This window comes from Nocardia sp. NPDC003693, from assembly GCF_053981095.1.
This window is the reverse complement of record NZ_JBSFNO010000029.1, coordinates 90,154-111,848: the sequence shown is the minus strand read 5'-3', so window position 1 is coordinate 111,848 and position 21,695 is coordinate 90,154. Positions and strand designations below refer to the sequence as shown.

Sequence of the window (21,695 nt, the reverse complement as noted above, 5' to 3'; positions counted from 1 at the left end):
GAGGCGGTGAAGCAGCGGTTCGCTCTCGAGTGTGGAGCGCGAGGCTTGTCCTCCGCAGCGGGTGTGAAGAGCTTGATTCTGTTCCTGCAGCAGACCCTGCGGCTGTCGTACGCCGAGGCCGCTGCCCGCGTTCGCAACGCTGATCTGTTGTCGACGGTGTCGGTGGGTTCGAGCAGCCGCCCGCCGAAATTGCCGCTCGTAGCTAAAGCGCAACGCGCCGGGGAGATCTCCGCCGATCATGTGAAGGCCATCCACGATGCGCTGACGCGGATCCCCGACGCCGCCGGTCCGGAAGTGAAGGATCATGCCGAGGAGCATCTGACCTCTTATGCCCGCGAGGGTGATCCGAAGGGTGTGACCAAGCTCGGAGTTCATATCCTCGCCCACGTCGACCCCGACGGGCGATTGACCGAAGACAGGGACCGTCAGCGGGTTCGGAGCGTCAAGATCGGGCATCAGGGCATCGACGGCATGTACCCGATCTCGGGATACCTCACCCCGCAGTTGGGTGCGGTCATGATCCCGATGTTCGAGAAATTCGGACGCCCCGGCATGTGCAACCCCGACGACCCCGAAAGCCCCTGGACCACCGCTGAACTCGGTCTCGACACCGAACTCGACGACGGCGACGACACCGACGACGACGCAAACGATCCCTCGTTGACCCCGGCCCAGCGTGCCCGCGCCGTCGTTCGTGCGAAGCTGCGTGCCGCTGCCAAGCGCGATCACCGCACCGCCGAGCAGCGCAACCACGACGCCCTGCTGGTGTTCTTCCGCCCCGACATGGGACCCACGAAGCTCGGATCGCATCGTGGACTGCCGGTTTCGACGATCATCACCATGAGCATCGAAGACCTGGAGAAGCGCTCCGGGGTCGCGACCACCGCGACCGGTGGGACGATGTCGATCACTCAAGCCCTCCAGGTCGCCAGGAATTCGACCCCGTATCTGGTGGTGCTCGATCGCAACGGCCGCCCGCTGCACCTGTCGCGAGGTCAGCGTCTCGCGAACCCGGCCCAGCGGTTGGCGCTGACCGCCACCGAACGTGGGTGCACGCGCCCGGGATGCGATGCGCCAGCGAGCCGCTCGGCCGTGCACCACATCCGAGAATGGGCTGCTGGTGGCGAAACGGACATCGAGAACCTGACCTTGGCGTGCGATGCCTGCCACGCACAGATCAACACCGGCCCGAACGGCTGGGAAACGGTTGTGATGGGCGATGATTCGGAGAATCCGGGCAAAACGGGATGGATTCCTCCACCACACATCGACCCAAGTCGCAGGCCGCGTGTGAATTTCCGTCATCATCCCCAGTTTCCGGGTATTCCCGCGCGATGGCGCTGTTAGACACCCCAGCCCCCGGGATATCGAGTCTCACCGCCGTTTCCACTTTGCCTCTTCGGCTTTCCCATGCCGAAGGGGCTCCTCGTGCGCCCAAGCATGTGGCCCGCTCTTCCCACCCGTTCGGCCGGTGCGTCCCCACGCATCAGTGTTCACGCCCGTGGCCGACGTAGCCCAACCCCCGCACCCACCCTGCATCTTCCAGCGGGGTTCGGGAGAGCAGGCAAAACAGATGCGGCAGTGCTGGTCACTTCGCCTGCCGTACCCAGCCTATGGCTCCCCAGCCGGGAGCGCCTTCGTCCTTCCAGCCGGGCTGGCTGGCCGTGAGGACCTTTTCGAGATCTACAGACAAAGACTCGTCCTCAGCACAACAGGGTGATGTCTCTGGTGGTGATTGTCGTGTCCGGCCCGGGGTTGGGAACTCGGCTACGCATCCGAGGGCTTCGATCCCGTTGATCGGCCCGGGAGGTCTGGAACCGCAGTCGAGGCACCCAACCGGCTCCGGCTGGTACTCCGTTTTCTAGTCGTCTTTCCTGCGGTAGGGCTCTCTACCGCCATCGAGGCTCCCAATCCGCCCCCGCCGGTACTCCGTAATCTAGGCATCTTTGCCCCCGGTAGGGCATCCAACCGCCGTCGAGGCACCCAACCCACCCCGGCCGGCACTCCGTGTTCGGCATCTCTTCTCCGGCAGGGCACTCGACCGCGATCAACCCGCACCCGATTGTCCCGACGAAGATCAAGTGCGCGAGTAGCTCCAAGATTCGGTACCACCGACCCCGCGCTACTTCGAAACGCGACCTAGTTGTTGGCCCGCTGAATAGCCCGCCGAACCAATCCGCGAATGCCCGGAAGCTGGATAGCGCGCAGCATCAAATCGCCCGCCACCACGTGCGCACGTGTGGGTGGAGCGAATCGGCCGATTCCCCTACGCGCCAGCGCCTGTCGCTTCTTCACCTCCGGCCGCAGCTCCGTCTCCCAGGCATCAAGAGCGGCGGGAATGTCGTCGCTGTGCGCCGTCAGCGCGTCAGCGAGCCGGTCGGCGCCGTCGAGGGCGAGAGCGGCGCCGTAGCCGGCGAATACCGTTACGCACCAAGCCGAGTCGCCGAGCAGGACGACTCGGCCCTGGCTCCAGCGGTCCATGACGATCTGGCCGACTGAATCGAAGTAGGCGGCACCGGGATCGGCGTCGAGTTGCCGAAGTGCCTCGGCGACACCGCCGCCGAGGTCGCCGAATGCTCCGGTGAGTGCGGTCGCGGCGCCGAGGGCGAGTTCGGCGCCGGGGGTGGGGCAGCGGTAGGCGAAGAATGCCGAGGACCTGTCCGGTCCCGTGTGCATGACGGCGGCCGTGCGCCCGGGACCGATGTAGGTGGTGCCGAAACCATCGGGCAGATCGGCAGGGGGTGTTGCCAGCGGGAACGCGCCGACCATGTGGCCCAGATCGACGAAATACTCCGACTCGGAGCCGAATACGAGTTCGCGGACTCGGGAGTGCACGCCGTCGGCGCCGATCAGGAGTTCGGCGTTGAGCCGGGTGCCGTCGCCGAGCGTGATCTCGACGTCCCCGGGGGTCTGGGCGATGGACCGTACCGTGGCTCCGAAGCGGAATTCGGCGAATTCGGCGACGGCGTCGTACAGCGCTGATTCCAGGTCGCCGCGGAAAACGCTCACAGCTCGGGTTCCGACGGCGGCTTCGGTGACCGCGGCGGGAATTCGGAGTTTCTCCCGGCCGTCGGCGTGGACGAGGATCGAGGTGAAGAATCCGATGTCCCGCGGTGCCAATGCCGGGATCAGTCCGAGGCGTTCGGCCGCGTCGTATCCGGGTCCATGCAGATTCATCAGGTAGCCGCTGCTGCGCCGGCCCGGGGCCTGTTCGATCACGACGACGTCCCAGCCCTGCCGATGCAATCCCAGGGCAGCGGCCAGGCCGGCGATTCCGGCGCCGACGATCGTTGCGCGCCTACGTGATTCGGCGGCTCGGGGTCTGGTGGGTTCGAAGGCTTCCAATGCGAACTCCTCGGCTCGATGTGCTGTCGGCGACATTCACTCGCGAACTGTCGCCGTGCGTCAACTAGTAGTTGACGAAGGACGATGCGTCAACTACTAGTTGACTAGTGAGTGAGGGAGATGCACCGCGATGGCTGCGGTCTATCCAAGAGGTCGCCGGGCCGTCCATCCCGGGCTGATCGGCGATGTTCCGGGCCTCGGAGGTGGCTGGTGGTGTCGCGGCCATGATGAAGATTTCGGTGCGGGACGCTCTCCTGGGCTCGGTCGAGATTTTCTGGGCAGCAGTAACGTTCGAGTGGACGTGGTCCGGTGTGGATGTGCCGAGGTTCGTGGCAGTCGGTGCGTGAATACGATGGACTCGGCCGCATTGGTCCTGGCGGGGGAGCAAATGGGGGTTGTATGAAACCCAGTGCCGCAGAAGTGATTGCGGACGGCGGCTGGAGTCCGCTGCACGCGCGGGTGCTGTTCGTCGCTGGGAACGGGGTCAGCGCGTTAGCGATCATCGATAGCAATGGCGATGGCCGCGAGATCACTGCGGAGCGATTCTGGCGTCACGAGGATGGGCGTTGGCGTAGCGGCCACAGTTCCGGTGGGGTGGCCAGCACGCCGTCGTCCGAGCCAATTGGGATTCAGAGGGACGACCGGGGTGTCAGCTGTGCATTTGGCCGTGCTGAACGACCGGGGCCGGTTGTTGTCGAGATCGGCGGCCGGGAAGTCGAAGCCATTGCGGGCGATGGCGGTTGGTGGTGTTGGCTGCGGCCTGTAGTTGCGTCGGAATAGATCGAGGGCCGGTCGCGGGCAGCCAGGTGGGTATCGACCGCTAATCGGCGGGCGAAGCGGCCTGCGCGTCGTTGACGGCGTTGGCGTGGTCGATCTCGGCCATATGGTCCTCGGCCCAGGTACGCAGCGCGGCCAGGGGAGTCTCCAGGGACAGGCCCAGCGCGGTGAGGCGATAGTGCACGCGCGGTGGGACGGTCGGCTCGACGCGCCGGGTGACCAGGCCGTCTCGGACCAGGCTGTGCAGGGTTACCGACAGCATCTTCTGGGATACGCCCGGCATGCGGCGCCGGAGGTCGGCGAAACGGACCTCGCCGGGAGCGGCCTCGGCAAGGACCTTCACCGCCATGGACGTCCATTTCGTGCCGAGGCGATCCAGCAATTGGCGTGTGGGGCATTGGGAATCGAACAGGTCGCCGCGCGCCGGCGGGGTCGTTCCGGTTGGTCGGGTGGTCACCTGGACCTCACCACCTGTACTGAAAGTGCCTTCTTGGCTGTGTTCCGGTTGTTACCTACGGTTTGCTGGTAACCAATCGTAACCATCTGGAGGTCCCATGGCTCACCCGGCATCGATGGCTGCCGCCTCGGTCGAGTTGCACCGGATAGCCACCAACGGCATCCACGCGAACGTCGCCGTTGCCGGGTCGGGCCCGGCACTCGTTCTGCTGCACGGTTTTCCGCATACCTGGCGACTGTGGAGCGAGGTCATCGGCCCGCTGTCCGAGCGCTACCGGGTCATCGCCCCGGATATGCGCGGGTTCGGCGCCACCAGCCGGGCAGCGGACGGGTACGACGCAGAAACGCTGGCCGCCGACGTCACCGGGATCCTCGATGCTCTGGGCGAACCCACCGCGATGGTGGTCGCGATCGACGCGGGAACCCCGGTCGCGGTCCTGCTGGCCCTGCGCCATCCCGATCGCGTGCGCAGGCTGGTGGTCATGGAGGCCCTGCTCGGCAGGCTCCCGGGCGCCGAGAAGTTCCTGGCCGCCGGCCCGCCGTGGTGGTTCGGCTTCCACTCCGTACCCGGCCTGGCCGAGACCGTTCTGCTCGGCAACGAGGCCCGCTATATCGACTGGTTCCTCACCACCGGCACCCGCGGCCAGGGTGTGCGAACGGATATCCGCGAGGCGTTCGTCGACGCTTTCACCGGCACCGAGGCCCTGCGCTGCGCGTTCTCCTACTACCGCGCGCTCCCGACCAGCGCTCGCCAGCTCGAGGAAGCCGTGACGACCACCCGCCTCACAGTGCCCACCTTGGTGATCGGCTCCCACCCGGTCGGCGATGCCGTGGAACGCCAGCTCCGCCCCATCACCGACACCCTCGAAGGGCGCCTCATCCCGGATTGCGGTCACATCATCCCGCTGGACAGGCCACGCGAGCTGCTCGCACTGATATCACCTTTCCTTGCCGCCCAGCCCGGAGATGTGCGAGAGCAGAATTGGGGCTGCTGAAATCGGTGAGTCAGATGATTCGGTCGGCGCGCTCTACTGGGACCTCGCCTGGGCGCCCGTGCATTTGGTCGCCGTACGCATCGGCGGCATCGGCTTGATCGAACACCCGGGTCCCGGGATGCCAGAGAATCCAGCCGTCCCCTGATCAGTGTGTCCTGGCGCTGCGCGGCGCAGCACGCGCCGGTGGCGGTGAACAAGTGCTGTGCGAAATCGGTTGACTCCGAATGGTATATGCGTGCACGCCGGCCCTGTGTGGATTCGACGCCCGCGATAATTCGATTGCAGGTTCAGCCGGTTGCTGCGAATCTTGTTTCACCGCAAACCCGACGGGGCGGCGGGAAAGGAAAGTTCCGGCCTGTGGAGGTCAGCCGGTCTTGAAAACCGGATGCGGGCATAGTGTCCCGGGGGTTCGACTCCTCAACTTTCCGCTGTGTTCCTTCAGGAATGCAATCGATAGCGGTGTGGCGCAGTTAGGTTAGCGCAACGGGCTCATAACCCGTAGGTCGTCGGTTCGAATCCGACCGCCGCTTCCAATTTCAAACCCGCCCATATATTTCGGGCGGGCAACGGTCCGTAGCTCAGTTGGCAGAGCGCTTGGTTGAAGCCCAGGAGGCCGCAGGTTCGAATCCTGCCGGATCGGCGAGCGGCAGCACGCGATGGTGCCGCATGCCCCTATAGCTCAGTTGGTAGCAGCAGCCGCCTCTTAAGCGGCGGGTCCCAGGTTCGAGCCCTGGTGGGGGTACGTCACGGCCGTGTCGCCGACCGATCCGTCCGCCCACACCGGCTCCCATGAGCCGTCGGCGAATTGGATCCAGCCTCGCGGGCGCGTGAACTCGAAGTGTTCGAGCGCGGAATAGTCGTTGCCTTCGCCGTCGGTGATCACGCCGCATCGCCTCCGAGGTTCGGCTCGCGGAAGTCGCTGTAGGCCGATGCTCGGATCAGGGACTCACCCAGATACGTGATACGCCAGCCTGCGGGACTTCGCTGGGTGCTGCGGGCCAGTCCCGATACGGCAAGTGCTTTGACCGCCGAGCCGGTGCTGGATCTGGTGAAACCGGTTTTCTCGCACAACTGTCGGATCGTAAGCGTTCGTGCGGGTTCAACTGTGGCCAGTGCCGCGAGCACTGTGGCCTGCGTCTCGGTGAGTGGCATCGGTGCCCCTGTCGTCGCTGTGAAGAACTCGGGGATGGAGTGATCACGCCGGCCACGCGCGGTCGAGATCGACGGTACGAAGAGGCTTGTATCCAGCACAACAAGTTTGCAAGGACTTGCAAAAAACCTGTTGTTCAGCAACGGAAATGGCCTATCCGTAGGACCCTGTAGTGAGGGCGGTGCAAACTGCGACACGCAAGTCACGGGAGGCAAGATCATGGGCTTTCGAGTACTTGGCAAGACCGGCTCGGGCAAGGAGGGGTGTCCTGCACTCTGCGCGACGGATGAGGGCAGCTACCTGCTGGTGGGGTGGAAGACTGGAAGTCCCGAAACCATCGAAATTCCCCATGCCCTGCTCGGATTCGCGGAGCCGCGAACGTTCGTGGGAGCGACGATGGTCGACACGGGGCGGGGTACGTTCACGCTCACCGGTCGGCCGGTGACCGATCTCCCGACCGTTGCGCGACTCGACATGGAAGACTACGAAACAGCGATCGAGGTGCCGAAATCGGAAAGGACGTTCTTCGGTGAAGTTCCTGCCCACGACTGAACTGCTCAGCGCGGCGCGGCACAGCATCTTTCACCTGGAAGTGCGTGACTCGTACGGAGTCGAGTCCGAGGACGAACCACTGCAGTGCTTCTTACGTGGGGAGCAGTTCGATCTCAGGGCTTGGTTCCAGGACTGGTACGACTTCGTTCAGGACAGAGTTGCGCACGGTGTCTCGGTGTCGCGGATCAGGGTTGTGACAACACCGCACAGCGACTACCAGCGCTGGTTGTTGGAGCTGACCGCGCTGAACACGGAAGCGGGCGAAGACATCCGATACCTGCCTCGCCATCTCGCAGGGCAGGTGCCGCCCGATGACTGGTGGCTCGTCGATGACGAGACCGTGGTGTTCAACCTGTCCGACTGTGAAGGCAGGGCAGTAGGCGGTTCCGCGGTGACCACCGACCCGGCAATCGCGGCCTACTGCAGGGGTATTCGCGACCGCCTGTGGCCGTTGACGACACCGTTCGACGAGTACTGCCGGGTGACCACACGTCAGTGACGAACCCGATCGAGGAGGGCCGTGCGGCTCTCGGCAAGCGGCTTCGAGAGATTCGGCGTCGTGCAGGGGTGTCCGGCCGGGAGCTCGCCCGCCTCTCCAAATGGCATGAGAGCAAGGTCAGTAAGATCGAGTACGGCGTGATCCGCCCGTCCGACGCCGATCTGCGGGCCTACTGCCGTCATACCGGCGCAGGCGACCAGTTGGACGATCTCCTCGCGACCCTGCACAACGTCGACTCGGCATACGTCGAGTGGCGGCAAGCGCTGGGAACGGGGATGAGACGCCGCCAGCAGCACACCCTCAGGCTTGAGGCGCAGGCGACGCTGATTCGCAATTGGGAACCGGCGATCGTGTCGGGTCTACTGCAGACGGCCGATTACGCGTCCGCGATCATGCGGAACATCATCGACTTCTACGAGATTCCGGACGACCTGGATGTGGCCGTCTCGAAACGGATGGAACGCCAACGGATTCTCTACGCCCAGGGGAAGAGATTCCACTTCCTCATGGCCGAACAAGCGCTCTACACCAGCTTCGGTGAGCAGCAGGTCATGCTGGGTCAGCTCGATCGGCTCTACTCGCTGATCGGGATGCCGCGTGTGACGCTGGGCATCGTTCCACGCGCCGCGGAGGGCCGGGTGGTCGTCGAGAACTTCTTCATGTTCGATGACCGCCTGGTCAAGGTCGAGGGGCACACAGCGAGCATCACCATCACTCAGCCTCGGGAAATCGCCCTGTACGGCAGAGCGTTCGACGTCTTGGCAAGGCAGTCCCTCACCGGCGACGCAGCCCGCACCGTGATCCGAACGGCCATCGAAGTCCGTCGAGGGGGCTCGAACAGCCCGCCGCACCCGCGAGCCCCAGGGCCGACCGCTGGGTGACCGGACGGCGAAATTCATTCCGTAGATGCCTGCGAACGGTTTCCCGGTGACCGACCCCGCGGCGCTCGCTCAGGGACACGCCGGACCATGAGATGAGCATCGAAATACCTGTAGGAAGGAGATTCGCAGGGATGCTGCTGCACCACGGTGAGGACGCGATTCGACTGTTCCGTAGGGGGTGGTCCGTAGCGGTTCATCTCGAACTGCAGGACGCCTACAGCACCCCGGAGGAGGATGAACCGTTCCGCGTCTTCCTGGCGGGCGAACCCGACGACTACGCGTGGTTCGCCGACTGGTCGAACGTCGTGCGCGAGGCGACGGCGGCCGGGAAGATCGTGCGGCGCGTCCGGGTCGTCACCGAACCGCACACCGACTACACTCGGTTCGCGCTGCACATCGCACGCCTCAATGCCCTGGCTGGCGAAGAGATTCGGTACGTTCCAAGGCATCTGGTCGATCCTGCATTGCTCGGTGGCGACGACTGGTGGATCTTCGATGACGACCTGGTCGCGTTCAGTGTCTTCACCCCGACCGGGGCAGGGGCCGGATTGGCCACCACCACCGACCCGGTGATTACCGCTCATATTCGATCGATTCGAGATCGAATCTGGCAGTCGGCGATTCCGTACGCCGACTACGTCGTACCTGCTGCCGGTCGATGACCGATCCGGGACAGGCGGTCAGGCAAGCGCAGGCGTGCGCGCTGACGGGCGGACCTGGACGGCGGCGACGGTGAATCGGACGACACCGACAAATGTTAGGAGGCCGGGCGGTCCCGCGCGAGGCCGATGCGACTGGCGGTCGGCGCCCGCGCGCCCCGCCGCGCCCCACGGGAACAGCCACTGGCCAGGGTGCGTGTCCTGGACCACAGTGCCCACTGGGCGGCGCGTCGTCGCGGGTACTGTCCCGACCGTCGCATCATGCTGAGTCATCACCATGGCAGACACCCCGAACGAGCCCCGGACCGACGCAGACCGGTCCGGGGCTCGATCGGTGCCCGGGCCGGGCGATTCGCCGCAGCCGGTTACATCTGCCGGAGGATGGTCGGCTGTCGGAAAGCACTGTGGAAGAACGCATTCGGACGAGATTCCTGGCTTGCCCATGCACGCCCCCGCCGACCCGATCCGCGTGAATCGCGACACGGTTGTTGGTGGATCCTGCGGATTTCGCTATATTCGCCACGCAGCTGGTTCGCCGGCGGCGGAGTCGAGGAGCCCCTGACCCGTCCGTTGGCGTCGAAGTCCAGGGCGTGTTCGCGCGCCGGGGACGAGAGGGAACCCGGTGAGAATCCGGGACTGTCCCGCAGCGGTGAGTGGGAACGACAGCCGTCACCCGCACTGGGCGCATGAATCATGCCTGGGAAGCGACGGTCAGTAGGACCAGCCCCGGGCCCGAGCGCCGGGGGCCGACCCTTTCCCGGGTCGATGCCCACGAGTCCGAAGACCTGCCCGTTGCGCCGGATACGCCGTATCCGGCGGTCGTCGCCTCGTGGATTGGGCGTTACGCCGAGTGGAACCCGGGCACGGGATCGATGCTTCCAGGGCTCCATTGGTGTGCGTTCCGTATGGGTGGCGGTCATCTGCTGCTGACCTCTGGAGTTCATCAATGTCGAACCCGCACAACACCTTTACCGCCACCGTGCTGGGGCTCCCGCGCATCGGGCCCAATCGCGAGCTCAAGCGCGCGATCGAGGGCTACTGGGCCGGACGCCAGGACGCCGCGAGCCTGCACGCCGTCGCCGCCGACCTGCGCACCGCCCAGCTGACCGCCGCGCGGGACGCCGGTCTGGACTCGGTGCCGGTGGGCACCTTCTCCTACTACGACCAGGTGCTCGACACCGCCGTGCTGCTGGGCGCGCTGCCCGAGCGGGTGGCCGGCATCGCCGACGAGCTGGACCGCTACTTCGCGGCCGCGCGCGGCAACGCCGAGGTGCAGCCGCTGGAGATGACCAAGTGGTTCGACACCAACTACCACTACCTGGTGCCCGAGCTGTCGGCGACCACCCAGTTCGCGCTGAACCCGGCCAAGCCGCTCGCGGAGCTGAAAGAGGCGCTGGCGCTGGGTGTTCCGGCCCGCCCGGTCGTGGTCGGCCCGATCACCTTCCTCAAGCTCGCCAAGTCCCTCGACGGCAGTGACCTGCTGGACCGGCTGGCCGATCTGCTGCCGCTCTACGAGCAGCTCCTGGGTCAGCTCGCCGAGGCCGGCGCGCAGTGGGTGCAGATCGACGAGCCGTCGCTGGTCACCGATCTGACCGAGGCCGAACTCGCGGCGGTCCGCAGCACCTACCAGCGGCTGTCCGAGCTGTCGGCGCGCCCGGCCATCCTGGTGGCGGCCTACTTCGGTCGCCTGGGTGCGGCCCTGCCCGCGCTGGCCGAGACCGGTGTCGAGGGCATCGCCGTCGACCTGGTCGCCGGTGGCGATGCGGACGTGGCCGCCGCCGAGGCGATCACCGGCAAGCTGATCGTGGCGGGCGTCGTCGACGGCCACAACATCTGGCGGGTCGATCCCGATCACGCGCTGCCCCGCCTGAGCGCGTTGCGCGCGGCCGGTGTCCAGGTGGCCGTGTCGAGCTCGTGCTCGCTGCTGCACGTGCCCTACAGCCTCGCGCCCGAGACCGACCTGGACGCGCGCCTGCGCTCCTGGCTGGCGTTCGGCGAGGAGAAGATCGCCGAGATCCGCGTCCTGGCAACGGCTCTCACCGAGGGTGAGGCCGCGGTCGCCGACGAGCTCGCGATCGCCCGCGCCGCGGTCGCCGACCGCAAGGCCGATCCGCGCCTGCGCGTGGAGTCGGTGCGGTCGCGCCTGACCGAGCTGACCTCCGATGCCATCCGCCGCACCCCGGCCGACGAGCGCCGTGTGCTGCAGCAGGAGCGCCTGAACCTGCCGCTGCTGCCGACCACCACGATCGGCTCGTTCCCGCAGACCTCCCGGATCCGGGTGGCGCGCGCCGAACTGCGCAAGGGCACGATCGATCAGGCCGAGTACGACAACCGGATGCGCGCGGAGATCGCCGAGGTCATCGCGCTGCAGGAGGAGATCGGCCTCGACGTGCTGGTGCACGGCGAGCCCGAGCGCAACGACATGGTGCAGTACTTCGCCGAGCAGCTCGACGGGTACGCCGCGACCGTGAACGGCTGGGTGCAGTCCTACGGCACCCGCTGCGTGCGCCCGCCGATCGTCTACGGCGACGTGGTGCGCCCGGCGGTCATGACCGTGGAGTGGTCCACCTACGCGCAGTCGCTGACCACCAAGCCGGTCAAGGGCATGCTGACCGGTCCGGTCACCATCCTGGCGTGGTCGTTCGTGCGTGACGACCAGCCGCGCTCGGAGACCGCGCGGCAGATCGCCCTGGCCATCCGGGACGAGACGGTCGATCTCGAGGCCGCCGGTATCGCGGTGATCCAGGTCGACGAGCCCGCGCTGCGCGAGCTGCTGCCGCTGCGCAAGGCCGATCAGGCCGCGTACCTGGAGTGGGCGGTGGACGCGTTCCGCCTGGCCACCTCTGGCGTCGCCGACGCCACCCAGGTGCACACCCACCTGTGCTACTCGGAGTTCGGCGAGATCATCGGCGCCATCGCGGGATTGGACGCCGACGTCACCTCGATCGAGGCCGCGCGCTCGCACATGGAGGTCCTGGACGACCTCAACGCCGCGGGCTTCGACCTCGGTGTCGGCCCGGGCGTGTACGACATCCACTCCCCGCGCGTGCCGAGCGCCCAGGAGATCGAGCAGTCCCTCGCGCTGGCGCTGAAAGCCGTTCCGGCCGAGCGTCTCTGGGCGAATCCGGACTGCGGTCTCAAGACGCGCGGCAACGACGAGGTGATCGCCTCGCTGCGCAACCTGGTGACCGCGGTCAACGCGCTGCGCTGAGGCGAACATGTACTCCATCCCAGGACGGGCCCATCTCACGACCGGACCGTCCGGTGGCACGTCCGCCAGGGCGACCGGTGCCGGATCGGTCGTCGACAGCCTGCGCATTCACGGGCGGGCCCGGGTGCCGTTCTCGGTGGAGTTCAATCCGCCGCGCGACGCGGTCGGTGAGGCCCGATTGTGGCGCGCCGTACGGCAATTCGAGCGGATGCACCCGGCGTTCGTCTCCATGACCTACGGCGCGGGCGGTTCGACCAAGGACCGCACCGCGCGCATCACCGGGCAACTCGCCTCGGAGACGACGCTGCTGCCGGTCGCGCACCTGACCGCGGTCGGGCACAGCATCGGCGAATTGCGCGCCCTGATCGGGTCCTACGCCGACTGCGGGATTCGCAACGTTCTGGTGCTGCGCGGCGATCCGCCCGGTGATCCGCTGGGAGCGTGGTCCCGGCACCCGGACGGGGTCGAGTACGCCGACGAGCTCGTGCGGATCGTGCGGGACCTCGGCGATTTCCACGTGGGGGTGGCCTCGTTCCCCGAGGGCCACCACCGCTCACCGGACCTCGACTCCGATACCGCGTTCCTGGCGGCGAAACTGCATGCGGGAGCGGACTATTCGATCACCCAGATGTTCTTCGACGTCGAGCACTATCTGCGGCTACGGGATCGGGTGGCCGCGCACTGCCCGATCGAGGGCGCGAAACCGATCATTCCCGAGCTGATGCCGATCACCTCGCTGCGCACGGTGAAACGCGCGGTCGAACTGTCGGGCCGCGAGCTCCCCGCCGCCGTGCTCGACCGGCTGCGGCGCGCGGCGGGCGATGGCCCGGAAGAAGATCGGGCCGCGGTGCGCGCGGCCGGGATCGAGATCGCGACCGAGATGGGGGAGCGGCTCATCGCCGAGGGCGCCCCGTGCCTGCATTTCATCACCCTGAATTTCGCCAAGGCGACCACCGAGGTGCTGACCAATCTCGGCTACGAGGTGACCGCGGCGCCGTTGAGCGCCTGAGCCGCGGTGTGCCACGCGGCGCAGCGAAAACGCTTCGTGAGTATGCCCACATGTCCGTTTTGTGGCGATTCTGTGGGGCGTAGGCAGAATGGCGTCATGCCGCATTCCAATCCGATCGCCGCGTGGAAGTCACTGCGCGAAGGTAACGACCGCTTTGTCAACGGCACTCCGCAGCACCCCGGCCAGGGGGCCGCGGCGCGCGCCGAACTGACCGGCGGACAGCATCCCTCGGCAATTCTGTTCGGCTGCGGGGACTCTCGCGTGGCCGCCGAGATCATCTTCGACCGCGGGCTCGGCGACATGTTCGTCGTGCGCACCGCCGGGCACGTGGTGGACTCCTCGGTCCTGGGATCCATCGAGTACGGCGTCGCCGTACTGAACGTGCCGCTCATCGTCGTGCTGGGCCACGACTCCTGCGGTGCGGTCCGCGCCACCATCGACGCGCTCGACACCGGCGCGGTGCCGGGCGGATTCATTCGCAGCGTCGTCGAGCGGGTCACCCCGTCGATCCTGCTCGGCCGCCGCGACGGCCTGAGCACCGTCGACGAACTCGAGGCCCGCCACGTCGAGGAGACCGCGCTGCTGCTCACCCAGCGCTCGACCACGATCGCCGAGCGCATCGCCGCCGGCCAACTCGCGATCGCGTGTGTCACCTACAACCTGGCGGACGGCCGGGCGGCGCTGCAGCGCGTGATCGGCAACGTCGGGGAAGCCGAAGTGTTCGAGGCGCTCGAAGCGCACACGGCGTAACCAACACCGGCTCGGGACGGACGCGCGTCCGTCCCGAGCCGAGACTCACCACCAGTACCTCGCCACTTCCCAGCTCTGCAGCGTGCCCGGGGTATCGCAGTGCGCCCAGGACTGCTGGCCGCCCCAGACCACCGGGCCGCGGCGTTCGTAGGTGGCCCAGCTGCTGCCGAACCAGCCCCACCAGTAACGGCATTCGATACGCACCTGGTGACCGGTCCAGCCGTCGCACATCGAGTACGCCGCGCTGTTGTTCACCGGATAGGCCGCGCATCCCGGCTGCCACGGCTGCGCCTGCGCGGGGACCGCGCCCAACGCCGCGCCCGCGCCCACGAGGACCGCGGCCGACGTGCTCACGAGCAATTTCCTGCCGAGCGTATTCATCACAGACTCCCATCAGCGTGGGGCATATCGTCCCGACCCTGACGGGGGCCTCGCGCTTCTCGAACTCCGGCGGTGCGGCCGTCGATGCACCGAACCACCCTTGCGTGATATTCGTCATATTTTCGCGCGTTCGCGTTACAGCGCGCTCTTCTCGCCGCATCCGCCGAAATCGCCTCCCTCAGCGGGGCTCGACCGTTTCGGGGCCGTCCGCCCGTAGCCTGGGCGACAGGCGCGAATCCGGACGATCAGGACGTCACGGGCGCTCGGTGTCGGCACGCTTCACGAACGCGAGGGGACGACGGGAATGCAGCAGGGCGACGGTGAACGGGCGGGGAGCAGGGCGGTTCGGCTCGAAATGTTCGGCGGGCCCGAGGTTCTCACTGTGCGGGAGGTGGCCGAGCCGCAGGCGGGGCCGGGGCAGATCCGGGTCCGGGTCGCCGCGGCCGGGCTGAATCCCATGGACCGGTACATGACCGCGGACGACGCGACCGCGGCCCGGTTCGGGCTGAGTCTGCCCGCGGGATTCGGGACCGACTACGCGGGCGTCGTCGACCGGGTCGGGGCGGGCGTGCGTGGATTCGCGGTGGGGGACAGGGTGTTCGGGACCGCGTTGTCGCGGGCCGTCGCCGACTTCGTGGTGGTGGACGCGCGGGGCACCATCGTGAGCGGCGTCGCCCACCACACCCCGGACGGGGTCGACGACCACACGGCCGCCACGCTGCCGATCGCGGGTGGTACCGCCGCGGCCGCACTCCAGGCCCTGCGCCTCGGGCCGCAGGACACGGTGCTGATCGGCGGTGCGGACGGCGGGGTCGGGGTGTTCGCGGTGCAGCTCGCGCGTATCGCGGGGGCACGCGTCATCGGGACCGGGTCCGCCGCGTCGGCGGAGTACCTGCGCGAGCTCGGCGCCGAACCGGTGGTCCACGGTGCGGGGCTGGCCGACCGGGTGCGCGAGCTCGGCGGGGAGCCCGTCACCGCGGCGCTCGACCTGGACGGTGTGGACGCCGCCCGCGAGCTGGGGGTTCCCGACGACCGCGTGTGCGCCGTCGCCGCCGTGGTCGACGGGGTGCTCGCCGCCAACGGGGCCACGGCCGGTCCCGCCGCCCTGGTGAACATCGCGCGACTCATCGCCCGCGGCCGGATGCGCGTGCCCATCGCCGCGACCTTCCCCGTCGACGAGATCAGGGCGGCGGTCGAACTCCAGGCGGAACGGGACGTGCGCGGCAAGGTCGTGATCGAACTCTGAACCGGGCGCTACGGTGAATCGGTTGCGCCGTATTCCCCTCTATTCCAGGACAATTCATGAGCGAACCAGCGATGCCGGACCTGTATGCCGCAGCCCAGGCCCTGATCGCGGGACCGGCGGCCGCGCCGCGACCCGCCCGCGACGCGATCAATCAGCCGATGATCAACAACTGGGTCGAGGCGCTGGGTGACGCCAACCCGATCCACGTCGATCCCGCCGCCGCCCGCGCCGCCGGACACGCCGCGGTGGTCGCGCCGCCGGCGATGACCCAGGCGTGGACCATGCCCGCACTGGGCGCGGAGCGCGACGACGACCACCCGACGGTGAAACTGTTCGAACTCCTGGACAGCGCGGGCTACACCTCGCTGCTGGCCACCGACTGCGACACGGTATATCACCGCTATACCCTTCTGGGAGAGAGGGTTTCGCTGCGGGCATCGCTGGCCGCGTGCGAAGGACCCAAGCAGACAGCGCTCGGGGAAGGGTGGTTCTGTACCGTTCGCAGCACCTGGCTCGTCGGTGACGAGGTGGTGGCCGAGATGAACTTTCGCATGCTCAAATTCCGGCCCGCGCCCCGTGCCGGCTCGCTCGCGCCCGCCGAACACGACCCGGGCGCGTCGCTGCCGGGTGAGAACACCCGATACGGTGGCGCGCCGACGCGATCGGTGCCCGAGTGGCCACCCGTGGTCGAGGCCGGGGATCGGCTGCCGGAGTTGGTGATCTCGGCGACGCCCACCTTCATTGTCGCGGCAGCGCTGGCCACACGCGATTTTCAGCCGGTGCATCATGACCGTGACTACGCGCGCGCCCGGGGTTCCCGGGACACGTTCGCCAACATCCTCACCGACACCGGACTCGTGCAGCGGTTCGTCACCGATTGGGCGGGGTCGCGCGCGCGGATCATGGGCATCACGCTGCGCCTGGGTGCGCCCTGGTACGCGTACGACACCCTCACGCTGACCGGACAGGTGAATACTGTGTCAGGGCAGCGGGTTTCGGTGGCGGTGACCGGGACGTGCGGCTTGGGCAAGCACATCATCGCGACCGTTGATCTGATCATGGACGGCACCGACTCACCCGGGGACATGCCGTGAACGCGCCCGGTCGCGCCGCGATGTCGCGCTACCGGACGGGGATTCACACGGGCATCGGCACGGTGCCCGGCTGCAGCCGGGCCGGCCGACAGGGTCAGCGGTACTGCTCGCTGTGGTGGGACAGGCGCTCGGCGAACGTCTCGGTCCAGGCCGCGGCCTCGGACTCGTCGGCGTGATCGGCGATCCGGCGCCGTGTCGCTCTGCGTTCGAGGGGTCCGCGGCCGAGATTCTTACCGGGGCGCGGCGGCGCCGCCAGTAGTCGCACACCCCAGCGGATGTACGCCTCCAGCGGCATCCCGGCGCACTCGGCCGCGGCGCGCAGATCGCGCCATTCGTCCTCGTCCATGGTCACGGTAACCGTGACGTCTTTGGTCGCCATAGGCCAACGTTAGTCCGTTCGCCGCCGCGGGGCGGGGTTTGCGGGACGATCGGTCTGCGCGCCGCCGTGCCGATTGCGGTCGGCGGAACCGGGTTCGGCGCGGCGCGAATCAAATACTTGACTCATTCCAGATTAGCGGCGAGACTGGCGAGCGTGCCCACGGCCATGGAATTCCAGCAGATGTTGCGAGGGGTTTCGCTGCGCGTGACAGCTCCACGCGTGGCAGTGCTGAGCGCCGTGCACGACCAACCGCACGCCGACACCGACTCGATCATCCGTGCCGTGCGTGCGAACCTGTCCGCGGTGTCCCACCAGGCGGTGTACGACTCGTTGCGCACCCTCACCGCGGCCGGGCTCCTGCGATGTATTCAACCCTCGGGCCTGGTGGCGCGCTACGAGTCCCGCGTCGGCGACAACCACCACCACGTCGTGTGCCGCACGTGCGGGTCCATCGCCGACGTCGATTGCTCGGTCGGCGCGGCCCCCTGCCTCACCGCCTCCGACGACCACGGTTTCGCGATCGACGAAGCCGAGGTCATCTACTGGGGTCTGTGCCCCGATTGTGCCGCGGCACAACACGATTCACCGCTTACCTGATCGCAGCCCGCATTACACCCCCAGGAAGGAACACTGTGACCTCCGAATGCCCAGTCACCGGCGGTAACGCCAGCGAGAGCGAGAACCCGGCGATCCCGTCCCCGACCGCCAAGAACGGCCGCCCGCGCACCAACCAGGACTGGTGGCCCGAGCAGATCGATCTCTCGGTCCTGCACGCGCATTCGTCGAAGTCGAACCCGCTCGGCGCGGACTTCGACTACGCCAAGGAATTCGCCAAGCTCGACGTCGAGGCCCTCAAGGCCGACGTCGCCGCCGTGCTGACCGATTCCCAGGATTGGTGGCCCGCCGACTACGGCAACTACGGCGGCCTGTTCATCCGCCTGAGCTGGCACGCGGCCGGCACCTACCGCATCGCCGACGGCCGCGGCGGCGGCGGCCAGGGCGCGCAGCGCTTCGCCCCGCTCAACAGCTGGCCCGACAACGCCAACCTCGACAAGGCCCGCCGCCTGCTGTGGCCGGTCAAGCAGAAGTACGGCAACAAGATCTCCTGGGCCGACCTGCTGGTCTTCGCCGGCAACGTGGCCCTGGACTCCATGGGATTCCAGACCTTCGGCTTCGGCTTCGGCCGCGCGGACGTCTGGGAGCCCGAGGAGGTCTTCTGGGGTCCCGAGGACACCTGGCTGGGCGACGAGCGCTACAGCGGTGACCGCGAACTGTCGGGTCCGCTGGGCGCGGTCCAGATGGGCCTGATCTACGTGAACCCGGAAGGCCCGAACGGCCAGCCGGATCCGGTCGCCTCCGCGCGCGACATCCGAGACACGTTCGGCCGCATGGCGATGAACGACGAGGAGACCGCCGCGCTGATCGTCGGCGGGCACAGCTTCGGCAAGACCCACGGCGCCGGCGATGCCGCGCTGGTCGGCGCCGAACCCGAGGCCGCCTCGATCGAGCAGCAGGGCCTGGGCTGGAAGAGCGCCTACGGCACCGGCAAGGGCAAGGACGCGATCACCAGCGGTCTCGAGGTCGTGTGGACCTCCACCCCGACCCAGTGGGGCAACGGCTTCCTGCAGAACCTGTACGGCTACGAGTGGGAGCTGACCAAGAGCCCCGCGGGCGCGCACCAGTGGAAGCCCAAGGACGGCGCGGGCGAGGGCACCATCCCCGACCCGTTCGGCGGTCCCGCGCGCACCCCCACGATGCTGACCTCGGACCTGGCCCTGCGCGAGGATCCGATCTACCGCGAGATCACCCGGCGCTGGCTCGATCACCCCGAGGAGCTGTCCGAGGCCTTCGCCAAGGCCTGGTACAAGCTGCTGCACCGCGACCTCGGCCCGATCAGCCGCTACCTCGGCCCGTGGGTGCCCGAGGAGCAGCTGTGGCAGGACCCGGTGCCCGCGGTCGATCACGAGCTGATCGGCGAGCAGGACATCGCGGCGCTCAAGGCCAAGGTGCTCGAGTCGGGCCTGACGGTCGCGCAGCTGGTCAAGACCGCGTGGGCGGCCGCCTCGAGCTTCCGCAGCACCGACAAGCGCGGTGGCGCGAACGGCGCTCGCCTGCGGCTCGAGCCCCAGAAGAGCTGGGAGGTCAACGAACCTGCCGCGCTCGCGCAGGTGCTGCCGGTGCTCGAGGGAATTCAGCAGGAGTTCAACGGATCCGGCAAGAAGGTCTCGCTGGCCGACCTGATCGTCCTGGCCGGTTCCGCGGCGGTCGAGAAGGCCGCCAAGGACGCCGGATACGACGTCACCGTCCCGTTCCATCCCGGACGGACCGACGCCTCGCAGGAGAACACCGACGTCGAGTCGTTCGCGGTGCTCGAGCCCCGCGCCGACGGCTTCCGCAACTACGTCCGCCCCGGTGAGAAGGCGCCGCTCGAGCGGCTGCTGCTCGAGAAGGCGTACCTGCTGGACGTCACCGCGCCGGAGCTGACCGTGCTGGTCGGCGGCCTGCGCGCGCTCGGCGCCAACTACGGCGACTCCGAGCACGGCGTCTTCACCGACCGCCCGGGCGTGCTGACGAACGACTTCTTCGTCAACCTGCTGAACCAGAACACCGAGTGGAAGGCGTCCGAGACCGCGGAGAACGTCTACGACGGCGTCGACTCCCGCTCGGGCAAGGCGGTCTGGACCGCCACCGCCAACGACCTGGTCTTCGGCTCGCACTCGCAGCTGCGGGCGATCGCGGAGGTCTACGCCCAGCAGGATTCGGGCGAGCGCTTCGTGAACGACTTCGTCGCCGCGTGGGTCAAGGTGGTCGACAGCGACCGCTTCGACCTGGCCTGATCGATACACCGGAACCCGGGTCGGACCGTGTGGTCCGGCCCGGGTTTCGCTGTGCTGCAGTGCTGTTCCGCTACTTGCCGAGCAGATGCCGCAGCGCGGGATCCAATTCGGCTGTGCGGAAACGATGTTCGGCCTTCGCCAAGCGTTCGGGGAGGACCCGCTGACTCGCGGCGGCGAGTTCGCGGGCGCCCTGTTCGCCCAGCAGCAGCGCCGGGCCGAACGTCGGCACCGGCACGAACGCGGGGCGGTGCAATACCTTCGCCAGGACGGCGGTGTACTCGGCGTTGCGCACCGGGTTCGGGCTCACCGCGTTGACCGGGCCGGACAGCGAATCATCCCAGAGCGCACGGTGATACACGTCCACGAGATCGTCGATGCCGATCCACGGCAGCCACTGCCGGCCGTCGCCGATCCGCCCGCCCAGGCCCGCGGCGAACAGCGGGCGCAACAGGCGCAGGGTGCCCCCGCGCGGGGACTGCACGATCCCGGTCCGGACCCGGACCACACGGGTGCCCGCCGCGGCGGCGGGCTCGGTGGCGTCCTCCCAGTCCGCGACCACGTCGGCCAGGAAACCGTCACCGCGCGTGGAGTTCTCGGTGAGCTCGTCGTCGCCGCGGTCGTAGCCGTAGAACCCGACGGCCGACGCGCTCACGAAAGCGCCCACGCCCGCGCGGCCCGCCAGCTCGGCGAGCCGACGCGTCGGTTCGATCCTGCTGTCCCGGATGTCTTTTCGATGCTGCTCGGTGAATCGACCCGCGATCGACGCCCCGGCGAGGTGGACGACCGCGTCGATCCCGTCGAGCAGATCGGGTGCGGGAGCGCCCGTGTCCCAGCGTCGTTCGCCCGCGTGGCGCGGTGCGTGGCGCACCAGCCGGATCACGGTGTGCCCGCCGGTGCTCAGGAAAGCCGCCAGTGCCGAGCCGACCAGGCCGGACGCGCCGGTGATCGCGATGGTGGACCCCGAGAATCCGTGCCGTGCCGCCCGCCGGTGCGCGGCCAGGTCGTCGGCCAGTTGCCGGTAGCGGTAGTCGAAGGTGGCTCGCAGCGCGGCCTCGGGAATCGGCGTCTCGACCCGGTCGATCACCCGCGTGTGCGTCGCGTCGACGGCTTCGAACTCGTGAATGTGCCGCCAGCGCATCGCGATTCCGGCCGGCATCGACGCCACGCCGTCCACGGCGACCGCGTCCGCGAACCGGTGCGGCGGATCGTAGGCGGCGGCGTCGTGCTGCGCGACCCAGCGCAGACCCCCGGGTAGTCCCAGGACGGCCCGGCCGTCGGCGAGCGACTCGGCCTCCGAGATCAGGGTCATCGGCTGCCACGGCGGTACCAGCCGGGTGAAGGCCCCGGGCCGGGCGAACCAGTCGAATACTTCCGCCAATGGCGCGTCAACCACGCTGGAACGTTGGATGCCCATCCCTCGACTGTAGGCGCGAATCCGGCGATTGCAGCGAACGTGCATCGTTCGCGCCGGATG

The 21,695-nt window shown here is 68.0% G+C and carries 20 protein-coding genes, 4 tRNA genes and 1 riboswitch; of the genes, 18 read left to right on the top strand and 6 right to left on the bottom strand.

Going from position 1 to position 21,695, the window contains the following annotated elements; genetic code table 11:
- The first annotated feature begins 6 nt into the window (after positions 1 to 6).
- Positions 7 to 1,347 (top strand): DUF222 domain-containing protein, encoded by a 1,341-nt coding sequence (locus ACWDOP_RS27715; protein WP_456347389.1) that lies wholly within the window; start codon positions 7 to 9, stop codon positions 1,345 to 1,347.
- A 792-nt stretch (positions 1,348 to 2,139) separates the two neighbouring features.
- On the opposite strand, the gene ACWDOP_RS27710 is transcribed toward ACWDOP_RS27715, so the two are convergent.
- The gene (locus ACWDOP_RS27710) at positions 2,140 to 3,345 is read right to left on the bottom strand and encodes an FAD-dependent oxidoreductase (RefSeq protein WP_456347383.1); all 1,206 of its coding nucleotides are present in this window, start codon (positions 3,343 to 3,345) and stop codon (positions 2,140 to 2,142) included.
- A gap of 399 nt (positions 3,346 to 3,744) precedes the next feature.
- On the opposite strand from ACWDOP_RS27710, the gene ACWDOP_RS27705 reads away from it, so the two are divergent.
- Positions 3,745 to 4,125: a hypothetical protein gene (locus tag ACWDOP_RS27705; RefSeq protein ID WP_456347382.1), complete on the top strand. Its 381-nt coding sequence runs from the start codon at positions 3,745 to 3,747 to the stop codon at positions 4,123 to 4,125.
- Between the two features lie 40 nt (positions 4,126 to 4,165).
- On the opposite strand, the gene ACWDOP_RS27700 is transcribed toward ACWDOP_RS27705, so the two are convergent.
- Positions 4,166 to 4,579, bottom strand: a complete 414-nt coding sequence (locus tag ACWDOP_RS27700) for a winged helix-turn-helix transcriptional regulator (protein ID WP_456347381.1) — start codon at positions 4,577 to 4,579, stop codon at positions 4,166 to 4,168.
- A 97-nt stretch (positions 4,580 to 4,676) separates the two neighbouring features.
- Between ACWDOP_RS27700 and ACWDOP_RS27695 the strand changes: the two genes are divergently transcribed.
- The 5 genes from ACWDOP_RS27695 (at position 4,677) to ACWDOP_RS27675 (ending at position 6,315) form a co-directional block, all read left to right on the top strand.
- The gene (locus tag ACWDOP_RS27695; protein WP_456347380.1) at positions 4,677 to 5,573 is read left to right on the top strand and encodes an alpha/beta fold hydrolase; all 897 of its coding nucleotides are present in this window, start codon (positions 4,677 to 4,679) and stop codon (positions 5,571 to 5,573) included.
- A 342-nt stretch (positions 5,574 to 5,915) separates the two neighbouring features.
- Positions 5,916 to 6,002, top strand: a tRNA-OTHER gene (locus ACWDOP_RS27690).
- A gap of 26 nt (positions 6,003 to 6,028) precedes the next feature.
- A tRNA-Met gene (locus ACWDOP_RS27685) sits at positions 6,029 to 6,106 on the top strand.
- Between the two features lie 34 nt (positions 6,107 to 6,140).
- A tRNA-Phe gene (locus ACWDOP_RS27680) sits at positions 6,141 to 6,213 on the top strand.
- A gap of 28 nt (positions 6,214 to 6,241) precedes the next feature.
- Positions 6,242 to 6,315 (top strand) — tRNA-Lys (locus ACWDOP_RS27675).
- A gap of 137 nt (positions 6,316 to 6,452) precedes the next feature.
- On the opposite strand, the gene ACWDOP_RS27670 is transcribed toward ACWDOP_RS27675, so the two are convergent.
- A complete protein-coding gene (locus tag ACWDOP_RS27670; protein WP_456347379.1) occupies positions 6,453 to 6,725 on the bottom strand; it encodes a MarR family transcriptional regulator in 273 nt (90 codons plus the stop codon).
- A gap of 217 nt (positions 6,726 to 6,942) precedes the next feature.
- Here ACWDOP_RS27670 and ACWDOP_RS27665 point away from each other — a divergent pair, with 217 nt between their 5' ends.
- The 7 genes from ACWDOP_RS27665 to ACWDOP_RS27635 all read left to right on the top strand — a co-directional run bounded on the left by ACWDOP_RS27665 (position 6,943) and on the right by ACWDOP_RS27635 (position 14,284).
- Complete coding sequence (locus tag ACWDOP_RS27665) at positions 6,943 to 7,275, top strand: hypothetical protein (RefSeq protein WP_456347378.1); 333 nt, start codon at positions 6,943 to 6,945, stop codon at positions 7,273 to 7,275.
- Entirely contained in the window at positions 7,253 to 7,774 is a 522-nt protein-coding gene (locus ACWDOP_RS27660) for a DUF6879 family protein (RefSeq protein ID WP_456347377.1), read from the top strand. The genes ACWDOP_RS27665 and ACWDOP_RS27660 overlap by 23 nt, the downstream gene beginning before the upstream one ends.
- Positions 7,771 to 8,655, top strand: coding sequence for a helix-turn-helix domain-containing protein (locus ACWDOP_RS27655; RefSeq protein ID WP_456347376.1), 885 nt, complete (start codon positions 7,771 to 7,773; stop codon positions 8,653 to 8,655). Before ACWDOP_RS27660 ends, ACWDOP_RS27655 begins: the two co-directional genes overlap by 4 nt.
- Positions 8,656 to 8,786: 131 nt before the next feature.
- Entirely contained in the window at positions 8,787 to 9,317 is a 531-nt protein-coding gene (locus tag ACWDOP_RS27650) for a DUF6879 family protein (RefSeq protein WP_456347375.1), read from the top strand.
- 609 nt (positions 9,318 to 9,926) lie between these two features.
- Positions 9,927 to 10,101: riboswitch (cobalamin riboswitch) on the top strand.
- Between the two features lie 159 nt (positions 10,102 to 10,260).
- Complete coding sequence (gene metE / locus ACWDOP_RS27645) at positions 10,261 to 12,525, top strand: 5-methyltetrahydropteroyltriglutamate--homocysteine S-methyltransferase (protein WP_456347374.1); 2,265 nt, start codon at positions 10,261 to 10,263, stop codon at positions 12,523 to 12,525.
- A 7-nt stretch (positions 12,526 to 12,532) separates the two neighbouring features.
- Positions 12,533 to 13,534: a methylenetetrahydrofolate reductase gene (locus ACWDOP_RS27640; RefSeq protein WP_456347373.1), complete on the top strand. Its 1,002-nt coding sequence runs from the start codon at positions 12,533 to 12,535 to the stop codon at positions 13,532 to 13,534.
- A 96-nt stretch (positions 13,535 to 13,630) separates the two neighbouring features.
- Complete coding sequence (locus ACWDOP_RS27635) at positions 13,631 to 14,284, top strand: carbonic anhydrase (protein WP_454206125.1); 654 nt, start codon at positions 13,631 to 13,633, stop codon at positions 14,282 to 14,284.
- Between the two features lie 45 nt (positions 14,285 to 14,329).
- On the opposite strand, the gene ACWDOP_RS27630 is transcribed toward ACWDOP_RS27635, so the two are convergent.
- Complete coding sequence (locus ACWDOP_RS27630; RefSeq protein WP_454206127.1) at positions 14,330 to 14,638, bottom strand: hypothetical protein; 309 nt, start codon at positions 14,636 to 14,638, stop codon at positions 14,330 to 14,332.
- A 331-nt stretch (positions 14,639 to 14,969) separates the two neighbouring features.
- On the opposite strand from ACWDOP_RS27630, the gene ACWDOP_RS27625 reads away from it, so the two are divergent.
- Entirely contained in the window at positions 14,970 to 15,911 is a 942-nt protein-coding gene (locus tag ACWDOP_RS27625) for an NADP-dependent oxidoreductase (RefSeq protein WP_456347372.1), read from the top strand.
- A gap of 56 nt (positions 15,912 to 15,967) precedes the next feature.
- On the top strand, positions 15,968 to 17,005 hold the full coding sequence (locus ACWDOP_RS27620) for an FAS1-like dehydratase domain-containing protein (protein ID WP_456347371.1): 1,038 nt from the start codon (positions 15,968 to 15,970) through the stop codon (positions 17,003 to 17,005).
- Positions 17,006 to 17,099: 94 nt separating this feature from the next.
- Here the strand turns inward: ACWDOP_RS27620 and ACWDOP_RS27615 are convergent, their stop codons facing one another.
- A complete protein-coding gene (locus ACWDOP_RS27615; RefSeq protein WP_454206142.1) occupies positions 17,100 to 17,384 on the bottom strand; it encodes a hypothetical protein in 285 nt (94 codons plus the stop codon).
- 180 nt (positions 17,385 to 17,564) lie between these two features.
- Here ACWDOP_RS27615 and ACWDOP_RS27610 point away from each other — a divergent pair, with 180 nt between their 5' ends.
- Positions 17,565 to 17,981, top strand: a complete 417-nt coding sequence (locus ACWDOP_RS27610) for a Fur family transcriptional regulator (RefSeq protein ID WP_454206298.1) — start codon at positions 17,565 to 17,567, stop codon at positions 17,979 to 17,981.
- Between the two features lie 92 nt (positions 17,982 to 18,073).
- Positions 18,074 to 20,221, top strand: coding sequence for a catalase/peroxidase HPI (gene katG, locus ACWDOP_RS27605; protein WP_456347388.1), 2,148 nt, complete (start codon positions 18,074 to 18,076; stop codon positions 20,219 to 20,221).
- Positions 20,222 to 20,291: 70 nt separating this feature from the next.
- On the opposite strand, the gene ACWDOP_RS27600 is transcribed toward katG, so the two are convergent.
- Positions 20,292 to 21,635 carry a TIGR01777 family oxidoreductase gene (locus tag ACWDOP_RS27600; protein WP_456347370.1) on the bottom strand — a complete coding sequence of 448 codons (1,344 nt, stop codon included), beginning with the start codon at positions 21,633 to 21,635 and terminating at the stop codon, positions 20,292 to 20,294.
- Between the last annotated feature and the right edge of the window lie 60 nt (positions 21,636 to 21,695).

Excerpts from the sequence above, each read along its gene's own strand:
- ACWDOP_RS27625 (WP_456347372.1), top strand. The coding sequence starts at position 14,970 with ATGCAGCAGGGCGACGGTGAACGGGCGGGGAGCAGGGCGGTTCGGCTC.
- ACWDOP_RS27640 (WP_456347373.1), top strand. The coding sequence starts at position 12,533 with ATGTACTCCATCCCAGGACGGGCCCATCTCACGACCGGACCGTCCGGT.
- ACWDOP_RS27665 (WP_456347378.1), top strand. The coding sequence starts at position 6,943 with ATGGGCTTTCGAGTACTTGGCAAGACCGGCTCGGGCAAGGAGGGGTGT.
- ACWDOP_RS27615 (WP_454206142.1), bottom strand. The coding sequence starts at position 17,384 with ATGGCGACCAAAGACGTCACGGTTACCGTGACCATGGACGAGGACGAA.
- ACWDOP_RS27695 (WP_456347380.1), top strand. The coding sequence starts at position 4,677 with ATGGCTCACCCGGCATCGATGGCTGCCGCCTCGGTCGAGTTGCACCGG.
- ACWDOP_RS27635 (WP_454206125.1), top strand. The coding sequence starts at position 13,631 with ATGCCGCATTCCAATCCGATCGCCGCGTGGAAGTCACTGCGCGAAGGT.
- ACWDOP_RS27610 (WP_454206298.1), top strand. The coding sequence starts at position 17,565 with ATGTTGCGAGGGGTTTCGCTGCGCGTGACAGCTCCACGCGTGGCAGTG.
- metE (WP_456347374.1), top strand. The coding sequence starts at position 10,261 with ATGTCGAACCCGCACAACACCTTTACCGCCACCGTGCTGGGGCTCCCG.
- ACWDOP_RS27650 (WP_456347375.1), top strand. The coding sequence starts at position 8,787 with ATGCTGCTGCACCACGGTGAGGACGCGATTCGACTGTTCCGTAGGGGG.
- ACWDOP_RS27705 (WP_456347382.1), top strand. The coding sequence starts at position 3,745 with ATGAAACCCAGTGCCGCAGAAGTGATTGCGGACGGCGGCTGGAGTCCG.
- ACWDOP_RS27670 (WP_456347379.1), bottom strand. The coding sequence starts at position 6,725 with ATGCCACTCACCGAGACGCAGGCCACAGTGCTCGCGGCACTGGCCACA.
- ACWDOP_RS27620 (WP_456347371.1), top strand. The coding sequence starts at position 15,968 with ATGAGCGAACCAGCGATGCCGGACCTGTATGCCGCAGCCCAGGCCCTG.
- ACWDOP_RS27600 (WP_456347370.1), bottom strand. The coding sequence starts at position 21,635 with ATGGGCATCCAACGTTCCAGCGTGGTTGACGCGCCATTGGCGGAAGTA.